Genomic DNA, 21,674 nt, shown 5'->3' with positions numbered 1-21,674 from the left:
CGCCTCTACGGAGGCAAGCTTGATGGATTTTGCCATGCAACATCTTAAAAATTCTGTATGCATCACAGCGCTTCTTGCTGGTGGTTTTTATTCTGCACCAACCCTTGCACAAGACGAAGCAGCAGATGACATTGAAACAATTTATGTAACTGTAAACCGCCGCGAGCAGCCACTTTCACAAATTGGTAGCAGTGTTTCCGTTCTGACCGATATCGACCTGCAAAAGGGCCAGAACATTTTTGTTGTGGATGCCCTTGAGGTGCTACCGAGCGTAAATATCGCCCAAAATGGTTCTTTTGGTGGCCTGGCATCCCTTTCTTTGCGCGGTGCTGGTGGTGATAGTACGGCTGTACTTATTGATGGTGTGCAGTTGAATGATGCTTCATCTACGGGCAACGGCTATAATTTCGCTCATCTTGATACAAATAATATCGAACGTATCGAAGTACTGCGCGGCCCACAATCTGTACTATATGGTTCAGACGCTATCGGTGGTGTAGTGAATATCATCACGAAAACTGGTGGTGACGGCCTTGGTGGCAACGCGTATGCTGAATACGGCTCTTATAACACATTCCGTACTGGCGGCACGCTGCACGGCGGCACGAAGAAACTTGGTTTTAATCTGGCAGCCAGCTTCACAGATACAGATGGTATTTCTGCAGCTGATGAAAATGACGGTAACACCGAGCGTGATGGCCTGCGCAGCTATAATATCTCAGGTAAGGTAACCAGCGAAATTTCCGAGGACCTTCGTTTTGAAGTGATCTCGCGTTATTCTGATAATGCCAGTGAATTTGATAGTTTTGGACCAATTGATGGTGATGAAGTTGCTCATACAGATGAGTTTTTGATTGCCGGTCGTGCGCACTTTAACCTGTTCGATGGACGCTTACAGAATACTGTATCTGCAGAGTTTTCTTCAATTGAGCGAGAGAATTTTACAAATGGCGCTTCCAGCTTCGAAGCGCAAGGTAACCGTACTAATTTTGACTATCTTGGTGTATTTGAAGCAACAGAAGACTGGACAGTAACCTTCGGTGCTCAGCATGAAGTTGCTAAAGCTACAAACCTTGAAGGTGATGGTATTTCCATTGATAGCGTGTTTGGTGAATTGGGCTGGACACCTGTGGATGGACTGGTTCTGACAGCCGGTATTCGTCAGGATGATCACGAGACATTCGGTGGTGCCACAACAACACGTTTTACAGGGTCATATCAGGTAACAGATACAACACGCCTTATTGCAAACTGGGGTGAAGGCTTTAAAGCACCAAGTGTGTTCCAGCTGACATTTGTTTGTACTTTCTGTGGCCTTACAGAGCCAAGTTCAGATCTCCGCCCAGAGCGCGCTAAAGGTTATGAATTTGGCGTTGAGCAAACTTTCCTTGAAGGTGATCTCCTTCTTTCTGCAACATGGTTTAACCTGAAAACCCGTGATGCAATCGATTTCACTTTCACAAATGGTTACGCCAATGTGGATTCTCGTCGTTCAGAAGGCCTTGAGCTAGGTCTGCAGGCAATCCTAAGCGATACGCTGGATGTAAGTGCTAATTACACATATACAGATGCAGTTGATACGGCGACTGATATTGCAATTGAGCGTCAACCGGAAAACCAGTTCTCTGCCACAGTAAACTGGGCACCTGTTGAGGCGGTTAATCTGCGGGCAACACTTGTTCATAACGGTGAAGAAGAACAGTCATTTGGTGCTGAAACGCTAGAAGCCTGGACACGCCTTGATCTGCGCGCAAGCTTCCAGATCAATGACCGTGTGAGTGTATACGGCCGTATCGATAACCTGTTTGACGAAGAATATCAGTCTATCATTGGATACGGTACACCTGATCGTTCAGCCTATGTTGGCCTAAGGGTTAATCTCTAGCAAACGGGAGCAAGGTAATGGCTCTAAGAAAGTTATTATCTGGTCTTTTGCTAGCAACACTATTTGAGATGGTGGCAGCACCGTCTCAAGCAGCGGATGATGCTGAAACTCAACCGCTGCCATCAGTGGTTTCGCTCGATTACTGTGCGGATCAATATATTCTTGCTCTCGCTGATCGTTCGCAGATTAAAGCGGTATCAAAAGGGGCTCGGGAAAAATATTCTTTCTACCGGGCACGGGCTGCGGGGTTACCCTATACAGAAAGCTCGATTGCTGAAGTTATTGCTCTCCAGCCAGATATTGCCATTCAAAGCTATACAGTCGCGGCGCGTATGCCTGAAATGGCGGAACGTACAGGATTTGAGCTTCTTAAAACGCGATTTGGCAGTGCACCTGAAATTGTACTTCAGAATGTTCGTACCATTGGAAAAGCCATAGGCCGTGAAGCGCAGTCTGAAATAATGGCACAGACGTTCGAAGCCCGGTTACAGGCTTTGAAGTTGGAAATGAAATCCTCTCTCAAGATTGCCTATGTCACTCCAAGCGGGTTCACTTCAGGTGTTGGTACGTTTGTGGACGGCATCATCGAACTGGCAGGCTTTCGTTCTTATGCTGCTTCAAAAGGGTATCAGGGTTGGTTGTTACTTCCGCTTGAAGACCTGATTATGGACCCGCCAGATATGTTTGTGACCAGCTTCTTCGATACCAATATGGACAATCAAAGCAATTGGAGCCTCAGCCGGCATGATAGGTTGCTTGAGATGATGGACCAGATCCCAACCGTTCACCTGCCCGGAAGTTATCTGGCTTGCAATGGCTTGTTTCTCGCTGATGCCGCGGAGGCTATCCGCGCCAAAGCCGGTGAATTTGGTATCCTGAAAAAGAAAGATACGGCCGATGAATAGATATCTGAGAGATAATGTTTTTCTTGGGCTGCTGTTACTTGGGGTAATGCTGTTCTCGCTTATATTCGGACGGGTTGATATGTCCCTTGCGGATGTGTGGCAGGGGCTTACCGGTGGTAAAGACAATCCTGTTTCCATTATTGTGCGTGAACTTCGGTTGCCGCGTGTGATTTTGGGGGCTGTCGTTGGCGCTGCCCTTGGCCTTTCAGGTGCAGCCCTTCAGGGAATGCTGCGAAACCCTCTCGCTGATCCCGGTGTTATTGGAGTAACGGCCAGTGCAGCTTTTGGCGCTGTGCTTGCTATTCACTTGGGTTTTATCATCAGCTTTCCGCTTATGATCTCATTCTTCGCTATGGCGGGCGCACTTGTTGCAACAGCAATCCTACTTTTCATATCAGCGCGAGATGCCAGTGTTCTTATGCTCATTCTTGTAGGGCTTGGTATTAGCTCGCTTGCGACGGCTCTTATCTCACTTGTGATGAACCTTTCAGAAAGTCCGATCAGTGTTAGAGATATGATTATGTGGATGCTTGGTTCACTTGAAAACAGAACAGTATCTGATCTCTGGTTTGCGCTGCCGTTTATCGGTTTTGGTTGGCTGTTGATGTTGAATGTAGGACAAGGGCTGAATGCTCTCAGTGTCGGTGAAGACACGGCGAAGACTATGGGGGTGAATATAAAGCAGCTTAAACTCCGTATCGTTGTTGGCTCGGCTATCAGTGTGGGGGCGGCAGTTGCCGTATGCGGCAGTATCGGGTTCGTAGGGCTTATTGTGCCGCACATGGTGCGTGGCCTTATATGCAATGAACCGGGGCCTTTATTGCTGCCAAGCGCTTTAATGGGCGCGCTGCTGCTTACCTTTGCGGATATTTTAACAAGAGTACCAACACCCGGCGCCCCGCTTCATATCGGCGTGGTTATGGCGCTTGTTGGGGCACCAGCATTCCTGTTTATCGTTTATAAAACCCGGGAGAACATGAGATGAGCGATTTAAAGGTAGCCAATCTCTCTCTGGAGGTCAGGGCGAAAGAAATTCTGAAAGATGTTTCTGCTGAGATGAAACGCGGCGAGCTGGTGGGACTTATTGGTCCAAATGGTGCAGGTAAAAGTAGTTTGCTCAAAGCCATTCTTGGGCTTCAAGATTGTGTCCAAGGTGAGGTGATGCTTGAAGGGCAGGATTTAAACAGTCTTTCCATCAAAGAACGTTCGAAGCTGTTCGCCTATGCGGCGCAAGGGGCGCCGGTTCACTGGCCTTTAACGGCAGAATATATTGTCGGCCTTGGGCGCGCGCCTCATCTAAACCCGTGGCAAAGAATGGGTGTAAGAGATCAGGAAATTGTCGAGGAAGCACTTAGAAAAACGGATTGCGCGCACCTGAAAGAGCAGTCTGTGATGACATTGTCGGGTGGAGAAAAAGCGCGCGTGTTACTTGCTCGTGCGCTTGCTTCTGACACACCATATCTGTTTGCCGATGAACCAGTGGCGTCTCTTGATCCAGCTCATCAGCTTCAGGTGATGGATATCTTGAAAAATGAAGCTGATGCAGGGAAGGGCGTAATGGTTGTTCTTCATGATCTTGGATTGGCGCTTCGTTATTGTGATCGTTTGATTTTATTGCATGAAGGCAAAACGATTGGCCAAGGAAGTGCGGAAGAAATTTTAAGTGATGAAAATTTAGGTCAGGTTTTTGGTGTTCAGGCCGAGCGTTGGAAAAATAAGGGGCGAGATTTTTTGATCGTTCATAATCTGGACAAAGGGGCTGCCTGATGCTGCTGGCGTGTCTGGCCATGCTGGTGGATGCTTTGACTGGGGAGCCTAAATGGCTTTACAGCCGAATAAAGCACCCGGTTAGCTGGATGGCGGCCATCCTTATGTTTTTAGAGCGCCGTTTTAATAAACCATCCAGAAAGAGAAGTGTTCGCAAGTTTTTAGGAACGGCTTCCATTCTCGTGTTGATACTGCTGTGGGGAACTGCTGCGTGGGCTGCTGAAAACGCTATCAAGGGTTATGTGGTGGCGCCGTATAGTCTGCTGTTTGTTGCATTGATCGCCAGTGTCTTTATTGCTGCAAGAAGCCTCTTTGAACATATTAATTTGGTGAAGAATGCACTTGATCGGCAGAGCCTTGAAGATGCCAGATGTGCAGTAGGGATGGTCGTAGGAAGAGAAACCGTTGACCTTGACGAACTGGCTGTTTCCCGCGCTGCGACGGAAAGTTTGGCGGAAAATTTTTCTGATGGTGTTATTGCCCCGCTGTTTTGGTTGCTGACAGGAGGGCTTCCCGGGCTGGTTATCTATAAGATGGTCAATACCGCTGACAGCATGATTGGACACAAAACAGAGCGCTTTCGTGATTTTGGCTGGGCAAGTGCCAAACTTGATGATGCGATGAACTTATTACCGGCACGGATGACAGCGCTTTTACTGGCGTCGGGAGCTTTTGGGCTGAGAATACCTTCAGCTTTTCAGGGCTTAAAAGTGGCCTTCAAGGATGCAAATCTACACACGAGCCCAAATGCAGGCTGGCCAGAAGCAACAATCGCTGGTCTTCTCAAAGCGCGCCTTGGTGGCCCTAGAACTTATGGGGCAGGGCAAAGGGAAGAGTATGCGTGGCTCGGCGCTGATTTCCCTGAAACCAATCAGCCTGATCTTGGATTGGCGCTGTGTATCGTAAAGGCATCTTGGTTGGCTCTATTTGTCTTATTACTGGTGGGAGGTGTGTGGTGATCCCTTCCATTCATCATGGCGGTGATATGCAAGCGGTAAAAGCGCAATATCCTCATGTGCAAGAAGAATGGTTGGACCTGTCCACGGGTTTGAGCCCGTTTGTTTATCCGTGGCAAGAGAAAATAGCGGCGGTTGATCTCTATGAAGCGTCTTCAAAACTGCCGCAAACCTCTCTTATTGATGCTTGCGGTGAGGCATGGGCACTGTATTTGGGAATAAAGGATAGGACTGACTGGCTCCTTACGGCCGGGTCACAGGCCATCATTAATATCCTGCCGCGGCTTCTGCCTGAATATCAGGCGGTTATTCCAGTACCAAATTACGGTGAGCATGCCAGAGTGTGGAGCCGATCCGCTCGGCCTGCCATCATGCTGGAGCGTGAGGTATTAAAATCTTTTGAATATGGTGACCAACAGGTTGTTTTTCTGACGTCTCCAAATAACCCTGACGGGTATATTTGGTCGAAAGAGACCATATGGAAGATGGCTGAACAGCTGAAAGAAAAGAGAGGGTATCTGCTGCTGGATGAAGCGTTTGCCGATGTTGCCTTCTCTCACAGTATAGCCGCTGAAAACATACCGGATAATATGATCCTTCTGCGTTCCTTTGGTAAGTTTTTTGGTCTGGCAGGGGTAAGGCTTGGTTATGCAAAATTGCCAGCTGGCTTGAAGGGTAAGGCGCAAGCTATTCTGGGCCCCTGGTCTGTAAATGGGCTGGCTGCCCTTATTGCTTTCAAGGCCCTTCGGGATGATAGATGGATTGAGGATACACGAACGGCACTGTCGAAAGGTGCGGTGAAGCTGAAAACCATTCTGAAGGCTTCCGGTTTTGAAATTATAGGGGGAACTGATCTGTTTTGTCTCGGTTACCATAAAGATACAAACCGACTGACAGAACAGTTGAATGGTAGCGCTATCCATGTTCGGCGCTTTGAAGAATACCCCAATTGGATACGCTTTGGCATACCGGCTAGTGAAGAAGAATTTAACCGCCTGAGGGAGGCTTTATATGTCAGATGATATTAATGAAGAACACCGTAAGAAGATGGTGAAGCTCAAAGAAGAGCAACGCGCCAAGGTGAAAGAAAAAAAGAAAGCTGAGCGCGGGCTTTTGATGGTGCATACTGGTGACGGAAAAGGAAAATCAACCGCAGCCTACGGGACGTTGTTGCGGGCGCTGGGCTGGGGGCATGATGTTGCTGTTCTTCAATATGTTAAAGGCAATTGGAAAACCGGTGAGAAAGAGTTTTTCAAACGGTTTCCTGAACTTGTTCGTCTAGAGGTGATGGGCGAAGGGTTTACATGGGAAACCCAGGACCGTGAGCGGGATATTGAAGCTGCAAGAAAAGCCTGGGAAGTAAGCAAAGAGATGCTGAACAGCGGTGACTATGATCTTGTTGTCCTTGATGAGCTGAATATCGTGCTCAGAAATGATTATCTGGATGTTAAAGAAGTAAAAGAAGGCCTGCTTGCCCGCCATCCACGTACAACAGTGATTGTAACTGGCCGTAATGCCAAACAGGAAATCATGGATGTGGCTGATCTGGTGACCAGTATGGAAATGGTCCGCCATCCATTTGAAAACGGGATTAAAGCCGCGCGCGGTATTGATTTTTAGGCTGTTAATAGAGGCGGTTTAGGCACTGAAGTTGCCACTGGCCGCCTTTTCCTTGCCCGGTTTGATGCAGCAAGCGGGTGAGAGAGAAGGGCTCTGCATTTATTGCCAGCGCTTGATTAGCGTCCAAGCCGAGAGCTATGCCTGTAAAGGCGCGGATCACACCTGCATGAGTTACCAAGACCTTGGGAATTGAATTTCCTTCTTTGATAAGGTTTTTAATAAAGCCTGACACTCTGTTGCTAACAGCGGAAAAACTCTCACCCTCAGGAGGTGCTGTTTCAGCTGCTAACAGGGACCAGTTATGCGGTTCCAGATCTTTCATTTCCTCCCATATTTCTTCAAAGCTGAACCCTTGCCATTTACCAAAATCCTGTTCGGTAATTTCTGAAGAAGTATTTATTATTTTAGGGCTTAGACTTCCTTCTTTAATCAGTGCATTAGCTGTACTTTGGGTGCGTTCCATGGGGCTTACGTACCATTCAGCGTTCTTAGGGAGTTCAGCAGCTAGTGCTGAGATTGTTTCCTTCGCAGGTAATACAGCTTCTGCGTTTGCATCTTTATAAATGCCCTTACGGCTGTTTTTAACCGGCGCGTGGCGGATCAGATACCATTCTGTTAGTTGTATATCACTGGTCATGAAGGTGCCTGCCATAAAGTTGCGAGAGTTATGAGCATAGCGATCTCGGAAAGCTGCTGTGTTGCGCCCAGAATATCTCCGCTATAGCCACCTACTTGTTTGTAAGCCAGTCGGCAGAAAACAAGCGTCGTTAATAGTGCACTTACCGTAAGAAATATTGTTGCGGCCATGCTAGCAATGAAAAAGCTGCTGCCAAGTGAGAGGATAAAGGCCGTTGTTACCGTCGGAAAAGAGGGTTTACCAGCCTCGGTAGCCAGGCTGTTGCTACGGGCAGGGGAGAGTATCAGTGGCGGAATAAGTATCACCGAACGAGATATAACTGCGACAATTATCATTGCACGCACAATATCCATCTCTGTCATGGATTGAAGGCTGAAGAATTTGAAAGAGAAGGCAATAATTAAAGCAAGACCACCATATGTACCAATCCTGCTGTCGCGCATGATTTCGAGTTTTTTATCCTTACCGTATCCGCCACCAAATCCATCAGCCACATCAGCGAGGCCATCTTCATGAAAGGAGCCTGTGGTGAAAACTGCGGTAGATATAGCTATCAGGATTGCGAGCTCTTTGGAAATCCCAATGTGAGTGCTTGCGAGAAAAGCCAAACTCATCAGACCACCTATGAAAAAGCCCACAACTGGGTAAGCCCACATAGCACGGCCTAAGTTAGGAGGTGCATCCGAAATTTTCGTCCAATTTATGGGAATGCGCGTGAGCAACATAAAGGCTGCGGCGATATCTTCGCGCCATTTTCGAACTAAGCCTTTTTTATTGCTCTCGTCAGTCACCACTGGTTACTCCAGCTTCTTCAAACGTCGCCATACCGTTATGAGCAGCAAGGGCTGATTTAATGATCATTAGAGCCACGGCAGCACCACTGGCTTCCCCCAGTCTCATGCCAAGATCCAGAAGTGGCTTTTTATGCACTTTCTCTGCTATCAGTTTATGGCCAGGCTCCACAGAAAGGTGAGAAAGCAAACAGTGATCAAGAGCATCGGGGTTTGATTTTACAAGAGCCGATGCAGCTGCGGTAGAGATGAGACCATCCAGTATTACGGGGATACGCTTATGCCTGGCCGCCAATGTGGCTCCGGCGATTGCGGCTAATTCCCGACCGCCTACTGTCCTTAATATATCAAAAGAAGATATTTGGCTTGAAAGATGGAGCAGGTGAGCATCTTCTACGGCTTTAAGTTTGGCCTTAAAACCTTTGTCATCAACACCAGTGCCGCGACCAACCCAATCAGAGGGAAAACAGCCAAACGTCGCCTGGGCAACTGCGGCTGCTGATGTGGTGTTTCCTATACCCATTTCCCCGAGAAGGATTATGTCAGCATCGTCTGGAACGGCATCAATACCTGCTTGAATAGCTGCACAGCATTCTTCATCGTTCATCGCGGGTCCTGAAGTGAAGTCTGCCACTGGCTGATTTAGATCAAGAGCTATCACATCGAGGGTTGCACCTGCGGCTGCGCATAGCTGATTAATAGCAGCTCCACCAGCTGCAAAGTTCGCAACCATCTGCTCTGTAACTTCTGAAGGGAATGCAGATACTCCCTTGCGAGTGACCCCGTGATTACCCGCGAATACCAGGCAATGTACGTTATCGGTAGTTGGCTTTAACTTACCCTGCCAACCAGCAAGGAAAATAGCAATTTCTTCCAACCTGCCAAGGGAACCAGGCGGCTTAGTAAGCATGGATTGACGCTGGGTAGCTTCATCTATGAAGTTTTTCTGAGGCGCAGGTAACGCTTCCAAGAGCGCAGAGAAACTGCTGTGATTGGTGATTTTAAGGTTGGTCACTAGGTAAACTTTCTAACATGGTACGACCATCTTTTTTCAAAGGCATAGGTAAGCCAGCGATAATGAAAAAGCAGTTGGGCAGGGCGGCGGCCAAGCGTTGATTAAGTCTTCCTGCTTCATCACGGAAATCACGAGCAAGCTTATTCGCGGGCACAATCCCCATACCTACCTCGTTACTGATGCTTATGACTGGACAAGGGGCCTTTTTTATAGAAGTTATGAGGGCGGTAATTTCAGCGTCGATATCTTGCTCAGCGAATGTGATATTGCTAAGCCATAAGGTAAGGCAATCAATAAATATGACAGTATTTTCATGGGCTTCGGCGTTAATAACATCAACAATATTGGTTGGCTCTTCAATGGTTTTCCAGCCGAATGCCTCTCGCAGCTGTTGGTGATGTGCAATGCGTTCTTGCATTTCATTGTCGTGCGCTTCAGCAGTAGCGATGTAAATGGGTGTGAGCTCAGTTGCCAGCGCCAGCTTTTCCCCAAAGCTGCTTTTGCCTGAACGTGCACCGCCCAATATCAACGCTGACTGTGAATGCACGAGCTTTCACCTATGCTAAAAGTTTCTTTCTTATTTAAAGGCTTACATCAGCGTAGAGGGCTCCGCAAGCAAGACTATCACGCGTAGCTGTTTGGCAGTGTGATGAGAAATACAGGAGAAGCGCGAAACCCTTAAATTTAGCTGTTATTTGGGACAAAAAAACTTCTAAAACGGCGAGTTATCATGAAGCTCAGATTTCACCACTGGGCGGCTAACACCCCAATGTTCTGCGAATTTCCCATCTTCCATACGGAATATATGCATGCCAGCATTTCCTGTGGAAGAGGGAGTTGGTTTAAAGTGTATATGCATCCAAACCAGATCACCATCTGCACCAGCCCGTTTAATATCACCGTGCATTTGTGGCATTCTTTCCAACGCACGTGCAAAATACTGTAGCAGACCTTCTTTTCCATCAGGTACATGAGGAGCATGTTCAATATGAACATCGGCAACGCACTCTCTGCCAAAACGGTCAACGTCTAAATCCACTTCAAGTACCTTCATGCAATAGACGGCTTTTTCCAGGTTTTTCTGCTCCAGAGCTTCCTGAGCAATAATTTCAGCATCTGTATCTGTACCGATAGCTGGAACCACATTAAGCGCCATCGCTAAAGCCGTAGCAGCGGCTTTTGATTGCCATTTATGGAGCAGGTTCTTTTTCCTTGGACTATGAAAGTTCATATTTTCCTCACTGTTTTTATAGTTAATGTTATTACCTATCTTATATTTGGCAGTTTTTTACAATTAATATAATTCATTCATTTGAAATAGGAGGGTCTTTCAGGCGGTAACGGTTGTTTTAAAAATTTTTTAAGGAGCGAGGCTTGCATAAATAGAGGGGAAGAATGCGCTAACCAAAGAAAAGAGGTATAGGTTTATACATACTGAAACATCGCATAATTTATATTATGGGAAATTATGCGATGTAATTTCAAATGAGTTATAAAACCACCTAGTGCTCACATATATCACCTTTACTATTGAAATAAACTTTATAATTGCGTTGTAAAGTTTATCATAGCAACATAATGAGCGAATTAATTTATTCTTGGGGTAAAGCATGGTCCTGGCAAAAGACTTTTTATGGATTCTTCCTTACGGAACTTATTCCATAGTTGATAAAATTAAAGGGAATTCGAAAGCTAAACGCACTGAATTGGATGCTAAAAGTTTTCAAAATTACACTTCTATATATTTCTTATCTAATCTTATCGCCCTTGCATCGGTGGTAGTTCTTATATTGGGTAAGGAAAAATTACCTGTCTGGTTCAATTATGGCGTAGCCGCTGTTTACCTTTATATATTTGGAGCAATTTCAGCTGGAGTTTGTTTGTTTTTATCTCAACAGTTTATGATACAAAAAGCAGATGAAAAAACTAATTGGCTCAGTTATTTACCATTTTTAAATTATCTAAGTACCGCATGCTTTGGAATTGCTACCTTCACACTAACAATAGGTATACTGTTTGCACGTTTTTTCTGAGGCTATGGCCTTAGAATTAACGTATCACCACGCATTTCAACGCTTGAGAAACGGTTAAGGATATTGAGACCAAGGAGTGAACCTCGCATGTCTGCGCCGTTTACCGTAACGGTAACGTCGTAAAATGCTTCTGTGCCAATCTCTATGCTGTTTACGCGGGTTTTAGCAAACTGAACGGAGCCGTTCGCTGTTTCCGCCCTGCCCGTAAACACCAGATCATCCATATTAATGCCAACAAGAGCTGCATCTTCCGGGCTTAGCACCACATTACTGGCGCCTGTATCCACCATAAATTTCACTGGCACATCATTAATTTGGGCTCGCAGCCAGAAATGGCCATCTTTTGCCCTGTGCACCAGAAGCCCGTGGTCAGAACTGGTAACGCCTGAAGGATCAAGCGCCGCCATAAACCTCGTTCCTACATCAGATTGGTACAGGTAAAAAAGCGACGTGCCGACAATGAACAAAAGCCAAATGCCCGCATATTTGATGAGCTTTATAATAGACGTTCGGCTCCAAAAAGCCGCCACACCGCCGAAAATACCCAGAATAACCAAGCTGCGCACCAAATAAGGATCATTCATTGTGGTACTTGGAAAAACAAGGGACAGGCCAAAAACAAGCATCGCGAGACCAAGGAGAAACAACACAAGGCGGAGAACCTTTGGTTGCTCCACCGTTCTGTAACGATTGTGATTTTTATCTTTGTGGTCAGGTACTTGCCACGGATCATGACCCATCGTGCTTTCCTCCAAGGATACAGTGTACCGCATCAGTAAGGTTTGCTCAAATGTTCAATGGTTTAGAGAGTGATTTCCATACCGTCATAAGCAGGTTCAACGCCGTCAGGTAATTCGCGCTTAAGCGTTTCATAATCCATATCCCATGTCATATGGGTGAGAATGGCGCGTTCGGGTTTAATCAGTTCAATCCACTTGAGAGTTTGTTCCAAATGAGAATGTGTTGGATGCGGATCATAGCGAAGTGCATCTACCACCCAAACCTTCACGCCTTGTAATGCTTGAATGGCTGTTTCTGGTAAGCGGTTCAAATCTGTTGAATAAGCCATATCCCCAAACCTGTAACCGAGACTAATGCCGTTACCGTGGCCCTGTTCAAATGGTGTCATTTTAATCGCACCAATAGTTTTTGGGCCGCTTAAAACATGGCCTTTACACATTGCCGGATACCCAGCCTGAGAACGAAAGATATAGTCAAACCGATGTTTAATAACCTGCAAGGTTTCTTCATCGGCATAAACCGGGATTTTCTCCCGGCTTGCATGGAAGAAACCACGAAGGTCATCAATGCCGTGCACATGGTCAGCATGATCGTGGGTATAAAAAACGGCATCCAGATTTTCTGTGCGTGCCATTAGCATCTGTTCGCGAAAATCCGGTGTGGTATCAATAACGAGGGTTGTATCCCCCTCTTCCACCAGCACACTTGCCCTACGCCGACGGTTTTTTGGATTTTTAGGGTCACACGCGCCCCAATATTCCGGGATCTTAGGCACGCCGCCAGAAGTGCCGCAGCCTAGGACCGTAAGCTTCATGCCGCGGCCTTTACAGGTGGTGTGATCTTAGAGAAAAGATCGAAGAAATTCTGTGTGGTTGCTTCGCTGAGATCCTCAAGGCTCTCTCCGCGCAAATCTGCAAGGAATTCCGCCGTATTTGCAACAAACGCAGGTTCACACTTTTTACCTCTGTGCGGTACTGGCGCTAGAAACGGCGAGTCAGTTTCAATGAGCAAGCGGTTTAGTGGAATGGTTTTCGCGCTGGATTGCAGCTCTTTTGCACTTCTGAAGGTTACAATCCCGGAAATAGAGATATAAAGCCCCATCTCTAGGCAGGCATCTGCGAGGCGCTGGCTTGCTGTAAAGCAGTGAATAACGCCCGGGAAAAAGCCCTTTTTCATTTCTTCGGTAAGGATATTGATGCAATCATCATCTGCATCGCGTGTGTGTACGATAACAGGTAAACCAAGCTCACGTGATGCTGTGATATGGCTGCGGAAATTCACGGCCTGCATATCCCGTGGTGCATTATCATAATAATAATCCAGCCCAGTTTCACCAATACCCACGATTTTTGGGTGCACAGCGCGTTCTAGAAGTGCTTGAACGGCTACATCAGGTTCGTTTTCCGCCTCGTGAGGATGAATGCCCACGGTGCCAAATATATCATCATATTTCTCAATGATCTCAATGATTTCTGGGTATTGTCTCAACTTAGTGTTTATGCTGAGCATACAGCCTACGCCAGCGGCACGAGCACGCTGAACAACATCATCTTGCTGTTCAATAATGCCTTCGTAGTTCAGGTGGCAGTGGCTATCAACAATATACCCGTATTTGCTCATTATTCAGCGGCCTCTGGCAATTCAAGGCGAGGGAACACGCCTTTTGGCTTCGGTATATCAATGCCCGGTTGAAGGCGCCCTGCCTCATTCAACTGGTCAAACCCACGGTTTGTAACGCTGATCTGGCTTAAAAGTTTGTCTGCTGCTTCGGGCATAATCGGTTGAATAAGAATACCGAGCATACGAATAGCTTCCGCGAGGACATAAAGCACGGTTTCCATGCGTGCTGTATCTGTTTTACGGAGCTTCCAAGGTTCCTGCGTGGTGATATAGCGATCAGCGGCAGCTGCTTGTGCAAAGATAGCTTCAAGAGCCAGATGGAAGGCTTGTTTATCCATATGGCCGCGTACAGTTTCCAGTACAGCTTCTATACCCGAAAGAAGTTCTGTATCTTCCGCAGCAAGTTCACCTGGTGCTGGTAGTTTCGCTTCACAGTTCTTATGGATCATTGAAAGTGTGCGTTGGCTCAGGTTGCCAAGGCCATTCGCAAGATCAGCATTCGCCCGGTGAACGAAAGACTGACGAGAGAAATCACCGTCATTACCAAATGGTACTTCCCGCATCAGGAAGAAACGAGTTTCATCAAGGCCGAAGGTTTCAATAAGTTCGAATGGATCAATGACATTGCCGAGAGATTTAGAGATCTTCTGGCCTTCGTTTGTCCACCAGCCGTGCGCAAATACGCGGTTTGGCAACGGCAAATCAGCTGCCATAAGGAAAGCAGGCCAATAAACCGCGTGGAAACGCAGAATATCTTTACCTACCATATGGACATTTGCTGGCCAAAATTTTTGGTAATCAATACCATCAACATCAGGATATCCAACTGCTGTTAGATAATTGGTAAGAGCATCAATCCACACATACATAATGTGGCCATCGGCATTTGGTACAGGTACGCCCCAGTTAAATGTTGTACGGGAAATAGATAAATCTTCCAGACCGCCTTTTACAAAGCTGCGAACTTCATTGAGGCGGGATTTCGGCATTACGAAATCGTCCTGACCATCATAAAGTTCAAGCAACTTGTCCTCGAAGGCAGAAAGTTTGAAGAAATAGCTTGGTTCTTCAACCCATTCAACCGGCGCGCCCGTTGGGGCAAGCTTCTCTCCGCCCTCGCCGTCAATCAGTTCAGATTCAGCATAAAAGGCTTCATCACGCACGCTGTACCAGCCGGCATATTTATCTTCGTAAATGAACCCTTTTTCAACTAGGCGTTCCCAAAGGTGCTGTACTGATTTCTTATGACGTTCCTCGGTTGTGCGAATGAATTGGTCGTTAGAGAAATTCATTGCCTTCGCCAGATCCTGGAAGCGCGCTGAAACACGGTCACAAAATTCAAGCGGTGCTACACCAGCTTTCTCAGCTGATTTCTCAACCTTTTGTCCGTGCTCATCTGTGCCTGTAAGAAACATGACATCATAACCGTCCAGCCGCTTGAAGCGGGCCAGAACATCACATGCAAGGGTCGTATAAGCATGGCCAATATGTGGAACATCGTTCACATAATAGATTGGCGTCGTAATGTAAAAAGACGACTTATCAGTCATTGTTTCTCTCAAACTTTTAAAGATACTATCGGGCGACTGCGCTGAGGGATGTAAATAAATTTACGATCACCTGCTTACGGTCAAGGTTTACCGCATCAGCGCGTGCCACCATTTGACCCATCTTTTCCCACAGGTCCAGCCAGCGATCAACCCCAGCTGATGCAGAAATACGCCTCATTTGATCATTTTCACCGTCTAATATTTCTGGAAGGGGCATGTTACTGGCGCTCTGACGGATCATGCGTTCAATCCAGCCGAGGTAAATATTTACGAACAAATGATATTTATCATCCGCTTTAACCGCGGCCAGTTCGCCTGCAAGGATATGTATTTCGGGGATATTAAAACGCGGAAAACGGCTCAAATGGGTGGATACTTTCCTGTATAGGCCTACACCATCGTTATTAGCCAATTCAATTGCCCTACCCGGCGCGCCTTCAGACAAACGTGTGAGGGCTGTTAGATCATCAATAGATAACTCAGGAAATTTACCCGCAAGCACGGCTTTCACGCTATCTTCTGGTAGTGTAGAAAGCGATAAAGCACGGCAACGGCTTTTGATAGTCGGTAACAACTTGCCCGGCGCATGAGCTAGCAGCAGAATAATGGATTTCTCAGGTGGTTCTTCGAGGATTTTAAGAAGCGCATTGGCGGCATTCACATTCATCTCGTCTGCAGCATCTACAATTGCAACACGCCAACCGCCCTCGGCACTCGTCTGGCTATAGAAGCTGATCAGTTTGCGAATATCATTAATAACAATATCGTTCCGAAGTTTACCCGTTTTCTCATTCTCTGTTCGTTCGGCGATAACAAGCCCGCCGTGCCCACCAGATACGATGCGGTGAAGATCAGGGTGATCAGGACTGATATTTAGCGAAGAAGCCTCGCTCGGTAGATCGTCACCAAACAAACCAGGCCCATCATCCTTATCCGTTTGGGTTAGCAGGAATTTTGCGATCTTCCATGCTAGTGTGGCTTTACCCACTCCCTTTGGGCCTGAAATAAGCCAGGCATGGTGAAGTCGGTCACTATTGAAGGCCTCAAGAAACATGCGTTCTGCGGCTTCATGGCCGAGCAACAACTCCGAATGCCTAGGGTTTAATTCCAAACTTTCTTCGGTATCAGCCATTAAAGGAAAAATCTCTCTACAACAGTTGCACGAATTTGTTCTTGCAGTTCATCAATGCTTTTTGTGGCATCAAGAATAATAAAGCGGTCCGGTTCGGCATCTGCCAGCTTGAGGAATGTTGCGCGAAGTGTTTCATGAATACTTACATCCATTCGCTCAAAGCGGTCTTCTACATTTGCTGTTTTAGTACCTTCCCGGCCAATGGCACGTTTAAGGCCAATTTCAACAGGAAGATCTAGAAGAAATGTTAATGTGGGCTTTAAGTTTCCAAACGCAAGTCTTTGCATTTGTTCAACATTTTTAACACCAACCCCTCGCCCGGCGCCCTGATATGCAATGCTCGAATCTTCAAAGCGGTCACATAGTACCCACTTGTTGTCGGCGAGCGCTGGACGAATGGTGCGAGCAACATGCTCGGCTCGTGCTGCTGCATAAAGGAGCGCTTCCGTTACTGGTTCCCAGCGGTCTACATCTCCGGTCAGAACAAGTTCTCGGATAAGCTCTGCGCCGGTGCAGCCACCCGGTTCACGGGTTCTAAGAATGTTAAGGCTCTTTTCCTTAAGCCATTCCTCAAGGAGCTTAATCTGTGTTGACTTGCCACCACCTTCACCACCTTCAAAGGTGATGAAGGGTACATTATTTTGTGCTGGCATATTAGTTAGGCTCCGGCTTCTTCGCGCCAGCAGAACCAAACAGCATATATTCGAAGGCTGCGCCAATTTTACCTAAACCACCAACTTCATCAATGGTTTCTCCAGCGACAAGATCGCGGGTTACTGTCGCACGCCCAGGCATTTCAACTTTTAATGTACCTACTTTCGCGCCCTTTTGAATTGGTGCAGCAATCGGGTTTGTATATTCGATTGATACCTTCATTTGAGCACGCTGGCGGCGGGACATTGTAATCGCGAGATCATCTGAGATCAGAAGCGGTACAGTTGCTTCCCCGCCGAGCCATACTTCAGCATAATCAACAGTTTCGCCAGCACGGAATAATGGATAGTGGCTAAAGTTACGGAAACCATACTGCAAGAGACGCTGGCTTTCACGACTACGAGCCGCTGAGCTATCAAGGCCGCCAACAACCACTACAAGGCGGCGTCCTTCACGTTCAGCTGATCCTGCAAGACCATATCCACTTTCTTCTGTATGCCCTGTTTTAAGGCCATCGGCGCCAGCAAAACGGCCTAAAAGCGGGTTGCGGTTATAGCGGTTAGAGCGGAAGTCTTTATAGAGATACTCACGTTCAGCAAACATTGGGTAAAGATTTGGGAAATCGTTCACCAAATGCAGGGATAGATTAGCAAGATCACGAGCCGTCATTACATGACCTTCGGCAGGCCAACCGTTTACGTTCTTGAATTGGCTTCCGTTCATACCAAGTTCAATAGCCTTAGCATTAAGCCATTCCACGAATATCTCTTCTGAGCCTGCCATATGTTCAGCGAGTACTGCACAAGCATCGTTACCAGAAAGTACAATGATACCACGAAGGAGATCGGCAACAGTTACAACATCACGGGCTTTCAGGAACATAGTCGAACCGCGGTTATTCCAGTTGCGCCATGCTTCATCTGAAACTGTCACCTCATCATCAAGGCGCATCTCACCTTCTTTAATGGCTTCAAAAGCAAGATAAACTGTCATCAGCTTACTCATTGATGCCGGAGGGAAGCTCGTGTCGGCATCTTTCTCAAAGAGAATGCTACCTGTCGAAGCATCAAGCAAAACTGCATGACGAGCCGGCGTTGCCATTTGTTGTGCGTTAGCAATACTTGCCAAGCCCATAACTGTTAGTGAAATTAGTAGGAGCCTTGCCCAAAACTGCTTAATCATTCTATTCCCTTGATCTACCGATCGTTACTTTACAGTTTCTGTGAAAATTCGCGCTTCATAAAACCCATCCGCTACTATGCGGTCAAGTCTCTCTTCAGCGGTTATTCGTTTAATAAACGGCCCTAGCCTCACGCGCCACAAAGTGCGCCCACTGGCATCAGCCTGTTCCGCTCGGGCTTTATGCCCTGCTCTTTTTAACTTTTGCACCTGTTTTTTGGCATTTTGACGGCTAGAGAAAGATCCAACCTGAATATAGTGGCTTTCGTCCCCTAACGTCGTTGTTTGTGTTGGTTGAGGTGCACCTCTTGGTGGATTGCCATTTTCATCAACCGCTTGAACCCGAACCTTGGTAACGCCTTGCTTTTGGAAACCAAGCAGCTGCGCCCCTCGACGTGATATATCAATGATACGAGTGCCTACAAAAGGTCCTCTGTCGTTAACGCGCAGTATAATGGAACGGCCATTAGATAGATTGGTAACTTTAACGAACGTAGGTAACGGAAGCGTTTTATGCGCTGCCGTCAACGCATTCATATTAAAATATTCACCATTAGCGGTTTTTTTGCCGTGGAAATCTTTCCCGTACCATGAAGCATACCCTACTTCATCATAGTATGGGTCTTCTTTTGGGTGATACCACTTACCTGCAACTTTATAGGGGGTACCAACTTTACGTTTTACACCTTGGTCACCTTTTGGTAGCTCGTTATCGTTAGGATAACGCCCAGAAGGAGCGCCACCACCACCTGATGTAGGTGTTGGGCTGCTCCAATTTGAACTACAGGCCCCAAGGGCGGCTACAAGAGCGCCAGCAATAATATGTTTCTTGGTTAGCATCATTTCTGATCAATAATATCCGATAGCAACCCAACCGCCAGCGCATATTTAAAGCTTGGATTATAGCGCATTACAGAGCAGAAATTCCGGTACACCAGATAACCTTCATCATCTCCTTCATCGCCTACAATAAGCGCAGCAGGCAATGAGCGGCTTGGTAAATCTGTGCCGTCCAGCCGGCGTACACCTAAAGCTTGCCAGTCTTGAAGATCATGCCAAACTCCCATGCTTTTATAGGCTTTACACCAACGATCTGGCGAAATACCGTCGGCTTGTTTACCTTGCAATGACCTTTCGCCGCCCTTGGGTAGCTTTACTTTACGCCCCCAAGTTTGATCATCTGCCCAGCCATAAGACTTGAGATAGTTAGCAATAGAACCAAAGACATCCGCTTTACTGTTCCAGATGTCTCGCTTGTTATCACCATCCATATCAACAGCATATTTAAGGTAATTTTCTGGCATGAATTGTGGCTGGCCCATAGCTCCGGCCCAGGAACCTTTCATGTTCTCAGGTGTAGTATGGCCTTGGTCAATTATCTCCAAGGCGGCAAATAACTCTCTACGAAAGCGTTTTGCTCTGCGCTTATCATAAGCGAGTGTCGCAACCGCATCAAAAACGCTGTAGGATAGCGGTACTGTACCATAGTTCGTTTCGATACCCCATATCGCGGCAATGAAACGTGGCTGCACTCCAAACCGTTCAGCTGCAGCCTTTAATGCAGCCTCGTGTTCAGCCATCATGGCCTTGCCTTTACCTTTCCGCCAATCGCTTACACGACTTTTTAAATAGCGAGCATAAGTTTGCTTTACTTCTGGCTGGTTTCTGTCTCGTTTTATAATCTTTTTAACTGGGGCAATGGTAGGTAGAACCATATCCAAGGTTTCGACTTTAATGCCTCGTTCAAGGCCTTCCGTTCTAACGCCTTCTAGCCATTCAATAAAAGCTGGATCATCGCGTAGATGAATCTCTGTTACATTATCAGAATCTTGTGCCGCAGCTGCTATAGGTAGCACAGCAGTAGAAACAGCAATTATTGCACTTATTGATACAGCTTTAAGAAAAGACGACAAACCAACAACTCCCCGAAATAGTAATTGCCTAACATTACGCAGCAAGCGTGCTTTAGACAAGGACAGAAACCCGTCTTTTTCAAGGCAATAAACTATTTGTGGGGGATTTAACAATTATAGAGCTTTAGCTCAAAAAAAATAAGGCTGATACGCAAGGTATCAGCCTTTATATTTGGTGAGCCCGACAGGGTTCGAACCTGTGACCTACTGATTAAAAGTCAGTTGCTCTACCAGCTGAGCTACGGGCCCAAATATGTTTGTATTCAAAGTTACCTTCGAATGCGGCGGAACATAATAAGCTGTCCAACCATGGTCAAGTAAAAGTCATAAAAACAACAATTACCTACATTCCTGAAAACTGAGACAAATAAGGCTGATACTCAAGGTATCAGCCTTTATATTTGGTGAGCCCGACAGGGTTCGAACCTGTGACCTACTGATTAAAAGTCAGTTGCTCTACCAGCTGAGCTACGGGCCCAAATATATGTTCAGTTCGAAGCATCTGGTGCTGCCTCGGGAACGCGGCGGAACATAGGGGCAAGTTTATGATTGGTCAAGCAAAAGTATCAGCTTTTGTTACTTTTTTTTGAAGCCCTAGGAATACTGCCCCTCTTGCTTCTTTTTTAAGCGTTAAATTATGAAGAAAGAGCTAATATTTCTCTAAATAAATCACCGCAGCACACAAAACTGGGCAAATCAGTGATTTACCATTTTTATTCTATTTCTTCTGCGGGCTGTAAACCACAACTTCTATTTCCACTAATCCTTTATCGGGATATAGAGCAGTAGTGCCAACCGCTGTCCAGGCAGGATGTGGTTCACCAATAAATTCACTTTTCACTTCAGCAACAGCTAGAACCTGTTCATGTTTACTGAGCGTGGTGTGCGGGCTATCAAAAACATGGAAAGTATTGATTTTAATTACATCATTCAGGTCTGCACCGCCAGCCTTCAAGGTTTGCTCCAGCCCTTTCAAAGCGCGGCGAACTGATGCTTTAAATGCTTCTTTTCCAAAAGGTTCTTCTGAACCAAAAGCACCAGCAACTACTCCGGAAGCATATATATAATCCCCAGCCCTTACTGCTGGTGAATAGTTGAACACCCCATCATATCCACCTTTTTTCTGTCGTTCGTTTGCGATAATAGCTGTCTTATTTTTACCTACGACATTTAAGGATGCTGTGTCTTGGCAGAAAACAGGGGTATTAGAAAGTGATAATGTGAAAGCAATAGCCGCAAATAATTTCATAGTTCCCCTCCATTGTTAAAGGAGAAC

The 21,674-nt window shown here is 46.5% G+C and carries 23 protein-coding genes and 2 tRNA genes; 8 read left to right on the top strand and 17 right to left on the bottom strand.

Annotation, left to right across the window (positions count from 1 at the left end):
* Positions 1-34: 34 nt before the first annotated feature.
* From KFE96_RS11190 to cobO, 7 genes are read left to right on the top strand one after another with little or no spacing between them, the layout of a single operon-like run.
* Positions 35-1,885 (top strand): TonB-dependent siderophore receptor, encoded by a 1,851-nt coding sequence (locus KFE96_RS11190; protein WP_255832675.1) that lies wholly within the window; start codon positions 35-37, stop codon positions 1,883-1,885.
* Positions 1,886-1,902: 17 nt separating this feature from the next.
* Positions 1,903-2,790 carry an ABC transporter substrate-binding protein gene (locus KFE96_RS11185; protein ID WP_255832674.1) on the top strand — a complete coding sequence of 296 codons (888 nt, stop codon included), beginning with the start codon at positions 1,903-1,905 and terminating at the stop codon, positions 2,788-2,790.
* Positions 2,783-3,775, top strand: coding sequence for an iron ABC transporter permease (locus KFE96_RS11180; protein ID WP_255832673.1), 993 nt, complete (start codon positions 2,783-2,785; stop codon positions 3,773-3,775). The genes KFE96_RS11185 and KFE96_RS11180 overlap by 8 nt, the downstream gene beginning before the upstream one ends.
* Entirely contained in the window at positions 3,772-4,557 is a 786-nt protein-coding gene (locus tag KFE96_RS11175; RefSeq protein WP_255832672.1) for an ABC transporter ATP-binding protein, read from the top strand. Before KFE96_RS11180 ends, KFE96_RS11175 begins: the two co-directional genes overlap by 4 nt.
* Positions 4,557-5,516, top strand: a complete 960-nt coding sequence (gene cbiB, locus KFE96_RS11170) for an adenosylcobinamide-phosphate synthase CbiB (RefSeq protein ID WP_255832671.1) — start codon at positions 4,557-4,559, stop codon at positions 5,514-5,516. Before KFE96_RS11175 ends, cbiB begins: the two co-directional genes overlap by 1 nt.
* Positions 5,513-6,535 carry an aminotransferase class I/II-fold pyridoxal phosphate-dependent enzyme gene (locus KFE96_RS11165; protein ID WP_255832670.1) on the top strand — a complete coding sequence of 341 codons (1,023 nt, stop codon included), beginning with the start codon at positions 5,513-5,515 and terminating at the stop codon, positions 6,533-6,535. The genes cbiB and KFE96_RS11165 overlap by 4 nt, the downstream gene beginning before the upstream one ends.
* On the top strand, positions 6,525-7,133 hold the full coding sequence (gene cobO, locus KFE96_RS11160) for a cob(I)yrinic acid a,c-diamide adenosyltransferase (protein WP_255832669.1): 609 nt from the start codon (positions 6,525-6,527) through the stop codon (positions 7,131-7,133). The genes KFE96_RS11165 and cobO overlap by 11 nt, the downstream gene beginning before the upstream one ends.
* A gap of 4 nt (positions 7,134-7,137) precedes the next feature.
* On the opposite strand, the gene KFE96_RS11155 is transcribed toward cobO, so the two are convergent.
* The 5 genes from KFE96_RS11155 to KFE96_RS11135 all read right to left on the bottom strand — a co-directional run bounded on the left by KFE96_RS11155 (position 7,138) and on the right by KFE96_RS11135 (position 10,807).
* Positions 7,138-7,770, bottom strand: coding sequence for a histidine phosphatase family protein (locus KFE96_RS11155; protein WP_255832668.1), 633 nt, complete (start codon positions 7,768-7,770; stop codon positions 7,138-7,140).
* Positions 7,767-8,561, bottom strand: coding sequence for an adenosylcobinamide-GDP ribazoletransferase (gene cobS / locus KFE96_RS11150; protein ID WP_255832667.1), 795 nt, complete (start codon positions 8,559-8,561; stop codon positions 7,767-7,769). Before cobS ends, KFE96_RS11155 begins: the two co-directional genes overlap by 4 nt.
* The gene (gene cobT / locus KFE96_RS11145) at positions 8,554-9,576 is read right to left on the bottom strand and encodes a nicotinate-nucleotide--dimethylbenzimidazole phosphoribosyltransferase (RefSeq protein ID WP_255832666.1); all 1,023 of its coding nucleotides are present in this window, start codon (positions 9,574-9,576) and stop codon (positions 8,554-8,556) included. The genes cobS and cobT overlap by 8 nt, the downstream gene beginning before the upstream one ends.
* Entirely contained in the window at positions 9,563-10,123 is a 561-nt protein-coding gene (gene cobU / locus KFE96_RS11140) for a bifunctional adenosylcobinamide kinase/adenosylcobinamide-phosphate guanylyltransferase (RefSeq protein WP_255832665.1), read from the bottom strand. Before cobU ends, cobT begins: the two co-directional genes overlap by 14 nt.
* A gap of 165 nt (positions 10,124-10,288) precedes the next feature.
* Entirely contained in the window at positions 10,289-10,807 is a 519-nt protein-coding gene (locus tag KFE96_RS11135; protein WP_255832664.1) for a nuclear transport factor 2 family protein, read from the bottom strand.
* Positions 10,808-11,186: 379 nt separating this feature from the next.
* Between KFE96_RS11135 and KFE96_RS11130 the strand changes: the two genes are divergently transcribed.
* A complete protein-coding gene (locus KFE96_RS11130) occupies positions 11,187-11,609 on the top strand; it encodes a hypothetical protein (RefSeq protein WP_255832663.1) in 423 nt (140 codons plus the stop codon).
* A 2-nt stretch (positions 11,610-11,611) separates the two neighbouring features.
* On the opposite strand, the gene KFE96_RS11125 is transcribed toward KFE96_RS11130, so the two are convergent.
* The 12 genes from KFE96_RS11125 to KFE96_RS11070 form a co-directional block, all read right to left on the bottom strand.
* A complete protein-coding gene (locus tag KFE96_RS11125) occupies positions 11,612-12,349 on the bottom strand; it encodes a TIGR02281 family clan AA aspartic protease (RefSeq protein ID WP_255832662.1) in 738 nt (245 codons plus the stop codon).
* A 62-nt stretch (positions 12,350-12,411) separates the two neighbouring features.
* On the bottom strand, positions 12,412-13,164 hold the full coding sequence (locus tag KFE96_RS11120) for an MBL fold metallo-hydrolase (protein WP_255832661.1): 753 nt from the start codon (positions 13,162-13,164) through the stop codon (positions 12,412-12,414).
* Complete coding sequence (locus tag KFE96_RS11115; protein WP_255832660.1) at positions 13,161-13,970, bottom strand: TatD family hydrolase; 810 nt, start codon at positions 13,968-13,970, stop codon at positions 13,161-13,163. Before KFE96_RS11115 ends, KFE96_RS11120 begins: the two co-directional genes overlap by 4 nt.
* On the bottom strand, positions 13,970-15,544 hold the full coding sequence (metG, locus tag KFE96_RS11110) for a methionine--tRNA ligase (protein ID WP_255835597.1): 1,575 nt from the start codon (positions 15,542-15,544) through the stop codon (positions 13,970-13,972). Before metG ends, KFE96_RS11115 begins: the two co-directional genes overlap by 1 nt.
* Before the next feature lies 1 nt (position 15,545).
* On the bottom strand, positions 15,546-16,652 hold the full coding sequence (locus KFE96_RS11105) for a DNA polymerase III subunit delta' (protein ID WP_255832659.1): 1,107 nt from the start codon (positions 16,650-16,652) through the stop codon (positions 15,546-15,548).
* Positions 16,652-17,305 (bottom strand): dTMP kinase, encoded by a 654-nt coding sequence (gene tmk / locus KFE96_RS11100; RefSeq protein WP_255832658.1) that lies wholly within the window; start codon positions 17,303-17,305, stop codon positions 16,652-16,654. Before tmk ends, KFE96_RS11105 begins: the two co-directional genes overlap by 1 nt.
* Before the next feature lies 1 nt (position 17,306).
* Positions 17,307-18,488, bottom strand: a complete 1,182-nt coding sequence (locus KFE96_RS11095; protein WP_255832657.1) for a D-alanyl-D-alanine carboxypeptidase family protein — start codon at positions 18,486-18,488, stop codon at positions 17,307-17,309.
* 24 nt (positions 18,489-18,512) lie between these two features.
* On the bottom strand, positions 18,513-19,328 hold the full coding sequence (locus tag KFE96_RS11090; protein WP_255832656.1) for a septal ring lytic transglycosylase RlpA family protein: 816 nt from the start codon (positions 19,326-19,328) through the stop codon (positions 18,513-18,515).
* Positions 19,325-20,398, bottom strand: coding sequence for a lytic transglycosylase domain-containing protein (locus KFE96_RS11085; RefSeq protein ID WP_255832655.1), 1,074 nt, complete (start codon positions 20,396-20,398; stop codon positions 19,325-19,327). Before KFE96_RS11085 ends, KFE96_RS11090 begins: the two co-directional genes overlap by 4 nt.
* Positions 20,399-20,571: 173 nt before the next feature.
* Positions 20,572-20,647: transfer RNA gene (locus KFE96_RS11080), tRNA-Lys, on the bottom strand.
* Between the two features lie 153 nt (positions 20,648-20,800).
* Positions 20,801-20,876: transfer RNA gene (locus KFE96_RS11075), tRNA-Lys, on the bottom strand.
* A 240-nt stretch (positions 20,877-21,116) separates the two neighbouring features.
* The gene (locus tag KFE96_RS11070) at positions 21,117-21,647 is read right to left on the bottom strand and encodes a Rid family hydrolase (protein ID WP_255832654.1); all 531 of its coding nucleotides are present in this window, start codon (positions 21,645-21,647) and stop codon (positions 21,117-21,119) included.
* Positions 21,648-21,674 lie beyond the last annotated feature (27 nt).

Source organism: Kordiimonas sp. SCSIO 12603, assembly GCF_024398035.1.
GTDB lineage: Bacteria > Pseudomonadota > Alphaproteobacteria > Sphingomonadales > Kordiimonadaceae > Kordiimonas.
The sequence above is the reverse complement of the archived record's forward strand: the minus strand, read 5'-3'. Positions and strand labels throughout refer to the sequence as shown.

Bases quoted from the DNA above. Each gene is read 5' to 3' on its own strand.
- KFE96_RS11185 (WP_255832674.1), top strand. From the start codon at position 1,903: ATGGCTCTAAGAAAGTTATTATCTGGTCTTTTGCTAGCAACACTATTT.
- cbiB (WP_255832671.1), top strand. From the start codon at position 4,557: ATGCTGCTGGCGTGTCTGGCCATGCTGGTGGATGCTTTGACTGGGGAG.
- KFE96_RS11130 (WP_255832663.1), top strand. From the start codon at position 11,187: ATGGTCCTGGCAAAAGACTTTTTATGGATTCTTCCTTACGGAACTTAT.
- KFE96_RS11120 (WP_255832661.1), bottom strand. From the start codon at position 13,164: ATGAAGCTTACGGTCCTAGGCTGCGGCACTTCTGGCGGCGTGCCTAAG.
- KFE96_RS11070 (WP_255832654.1), bottom strand. From the start codon at position 21,647: ATGAAATTATTTGCGGCTATTGCTTTCACATTATCACTTTCTAATACC.
- KFE96_RS11095 (WP_255832657.1), bottom strand. From the start codon at position 18,488: ATGATTAAGCAGTTTTGGGCAAGGCTCCTACTAATTTCACTAACAGTT.
- KFE96_RS11135 (WP_255832664.1), bottom strand. From the start codon at position 10,807: ATGAACTTTCATAGTCCAAGGAAAAAGAACCTGCTCCATAAATGGCAA.
- tmk (WP_255832658.1), bottom strand. From the start codon at position 17,305: ATGCCAGCACAAAATAATGTACCCTTCATCACCTTTGAAGGTGGTGAA.
- cobO (WP_255832669.1), top strand. From the start codon at position 6,525: ATGTCAGATGATATTAATGAAGAACACCGTAAGAAGATGGTGAAGCTC.
- KFE96_RS11175 (WP_255832672.1), top strand. From the start codon at position 3,772: ATGAGCGATTTAAAGGTAGCCAATCTCTCTCTGGAGGTCAGGGCGAAA.
- KFE96_RS11115 (WP_255832660.1), bottom strand. From the start codon at position 13,970: ATGAGCAAATACGGGTATATTGTTGATAGCCACTGCCACCTGAACTAC.
- KFE96_RS11090 (WP_255832656.1), bottom strand. From the start codon at position 19,328: ATGATGCTAACCAAGAAACATATTATTGCTGGCGCTCTTGTAGCCGCC.
- KFE96_RS11190 (WP_255832675.1), top strand. From the start codon at position 35: ATGCAACATCTTAAAAATTCTGTATGCATCACAGCGCTTCTTGCTGGT.
- KFE96_RS11180 (WP_255832673.1), top strand. From the start codon at position 2,783: ATGAATAGATATCTGAGAGATAATGTTTTTCTTGGGCTGCTGTTACTT.
- KFE96_RS11155 (WP_255832668.1), bottom strand. From the start codon at position 7,770: ATGACCAGTGATATACAACTAACAGAATGGTATCTGATCCGCCACGCG.
- KFE96_RS11125 (WP_255832662.1), bottom strand. From the start codon at position 12,349: ATGGGTCATGATCCGTGGCAAGTACCTGACCACAAAGATAAAAATCAC.
- KFE96_RS11105 (WP_255832659.1), bottom strand. From the start codon at position 16,652: ATGGCTGATACCGAAGAAAGTTTGGAATTAAACCCTAGGCATTCGGAG.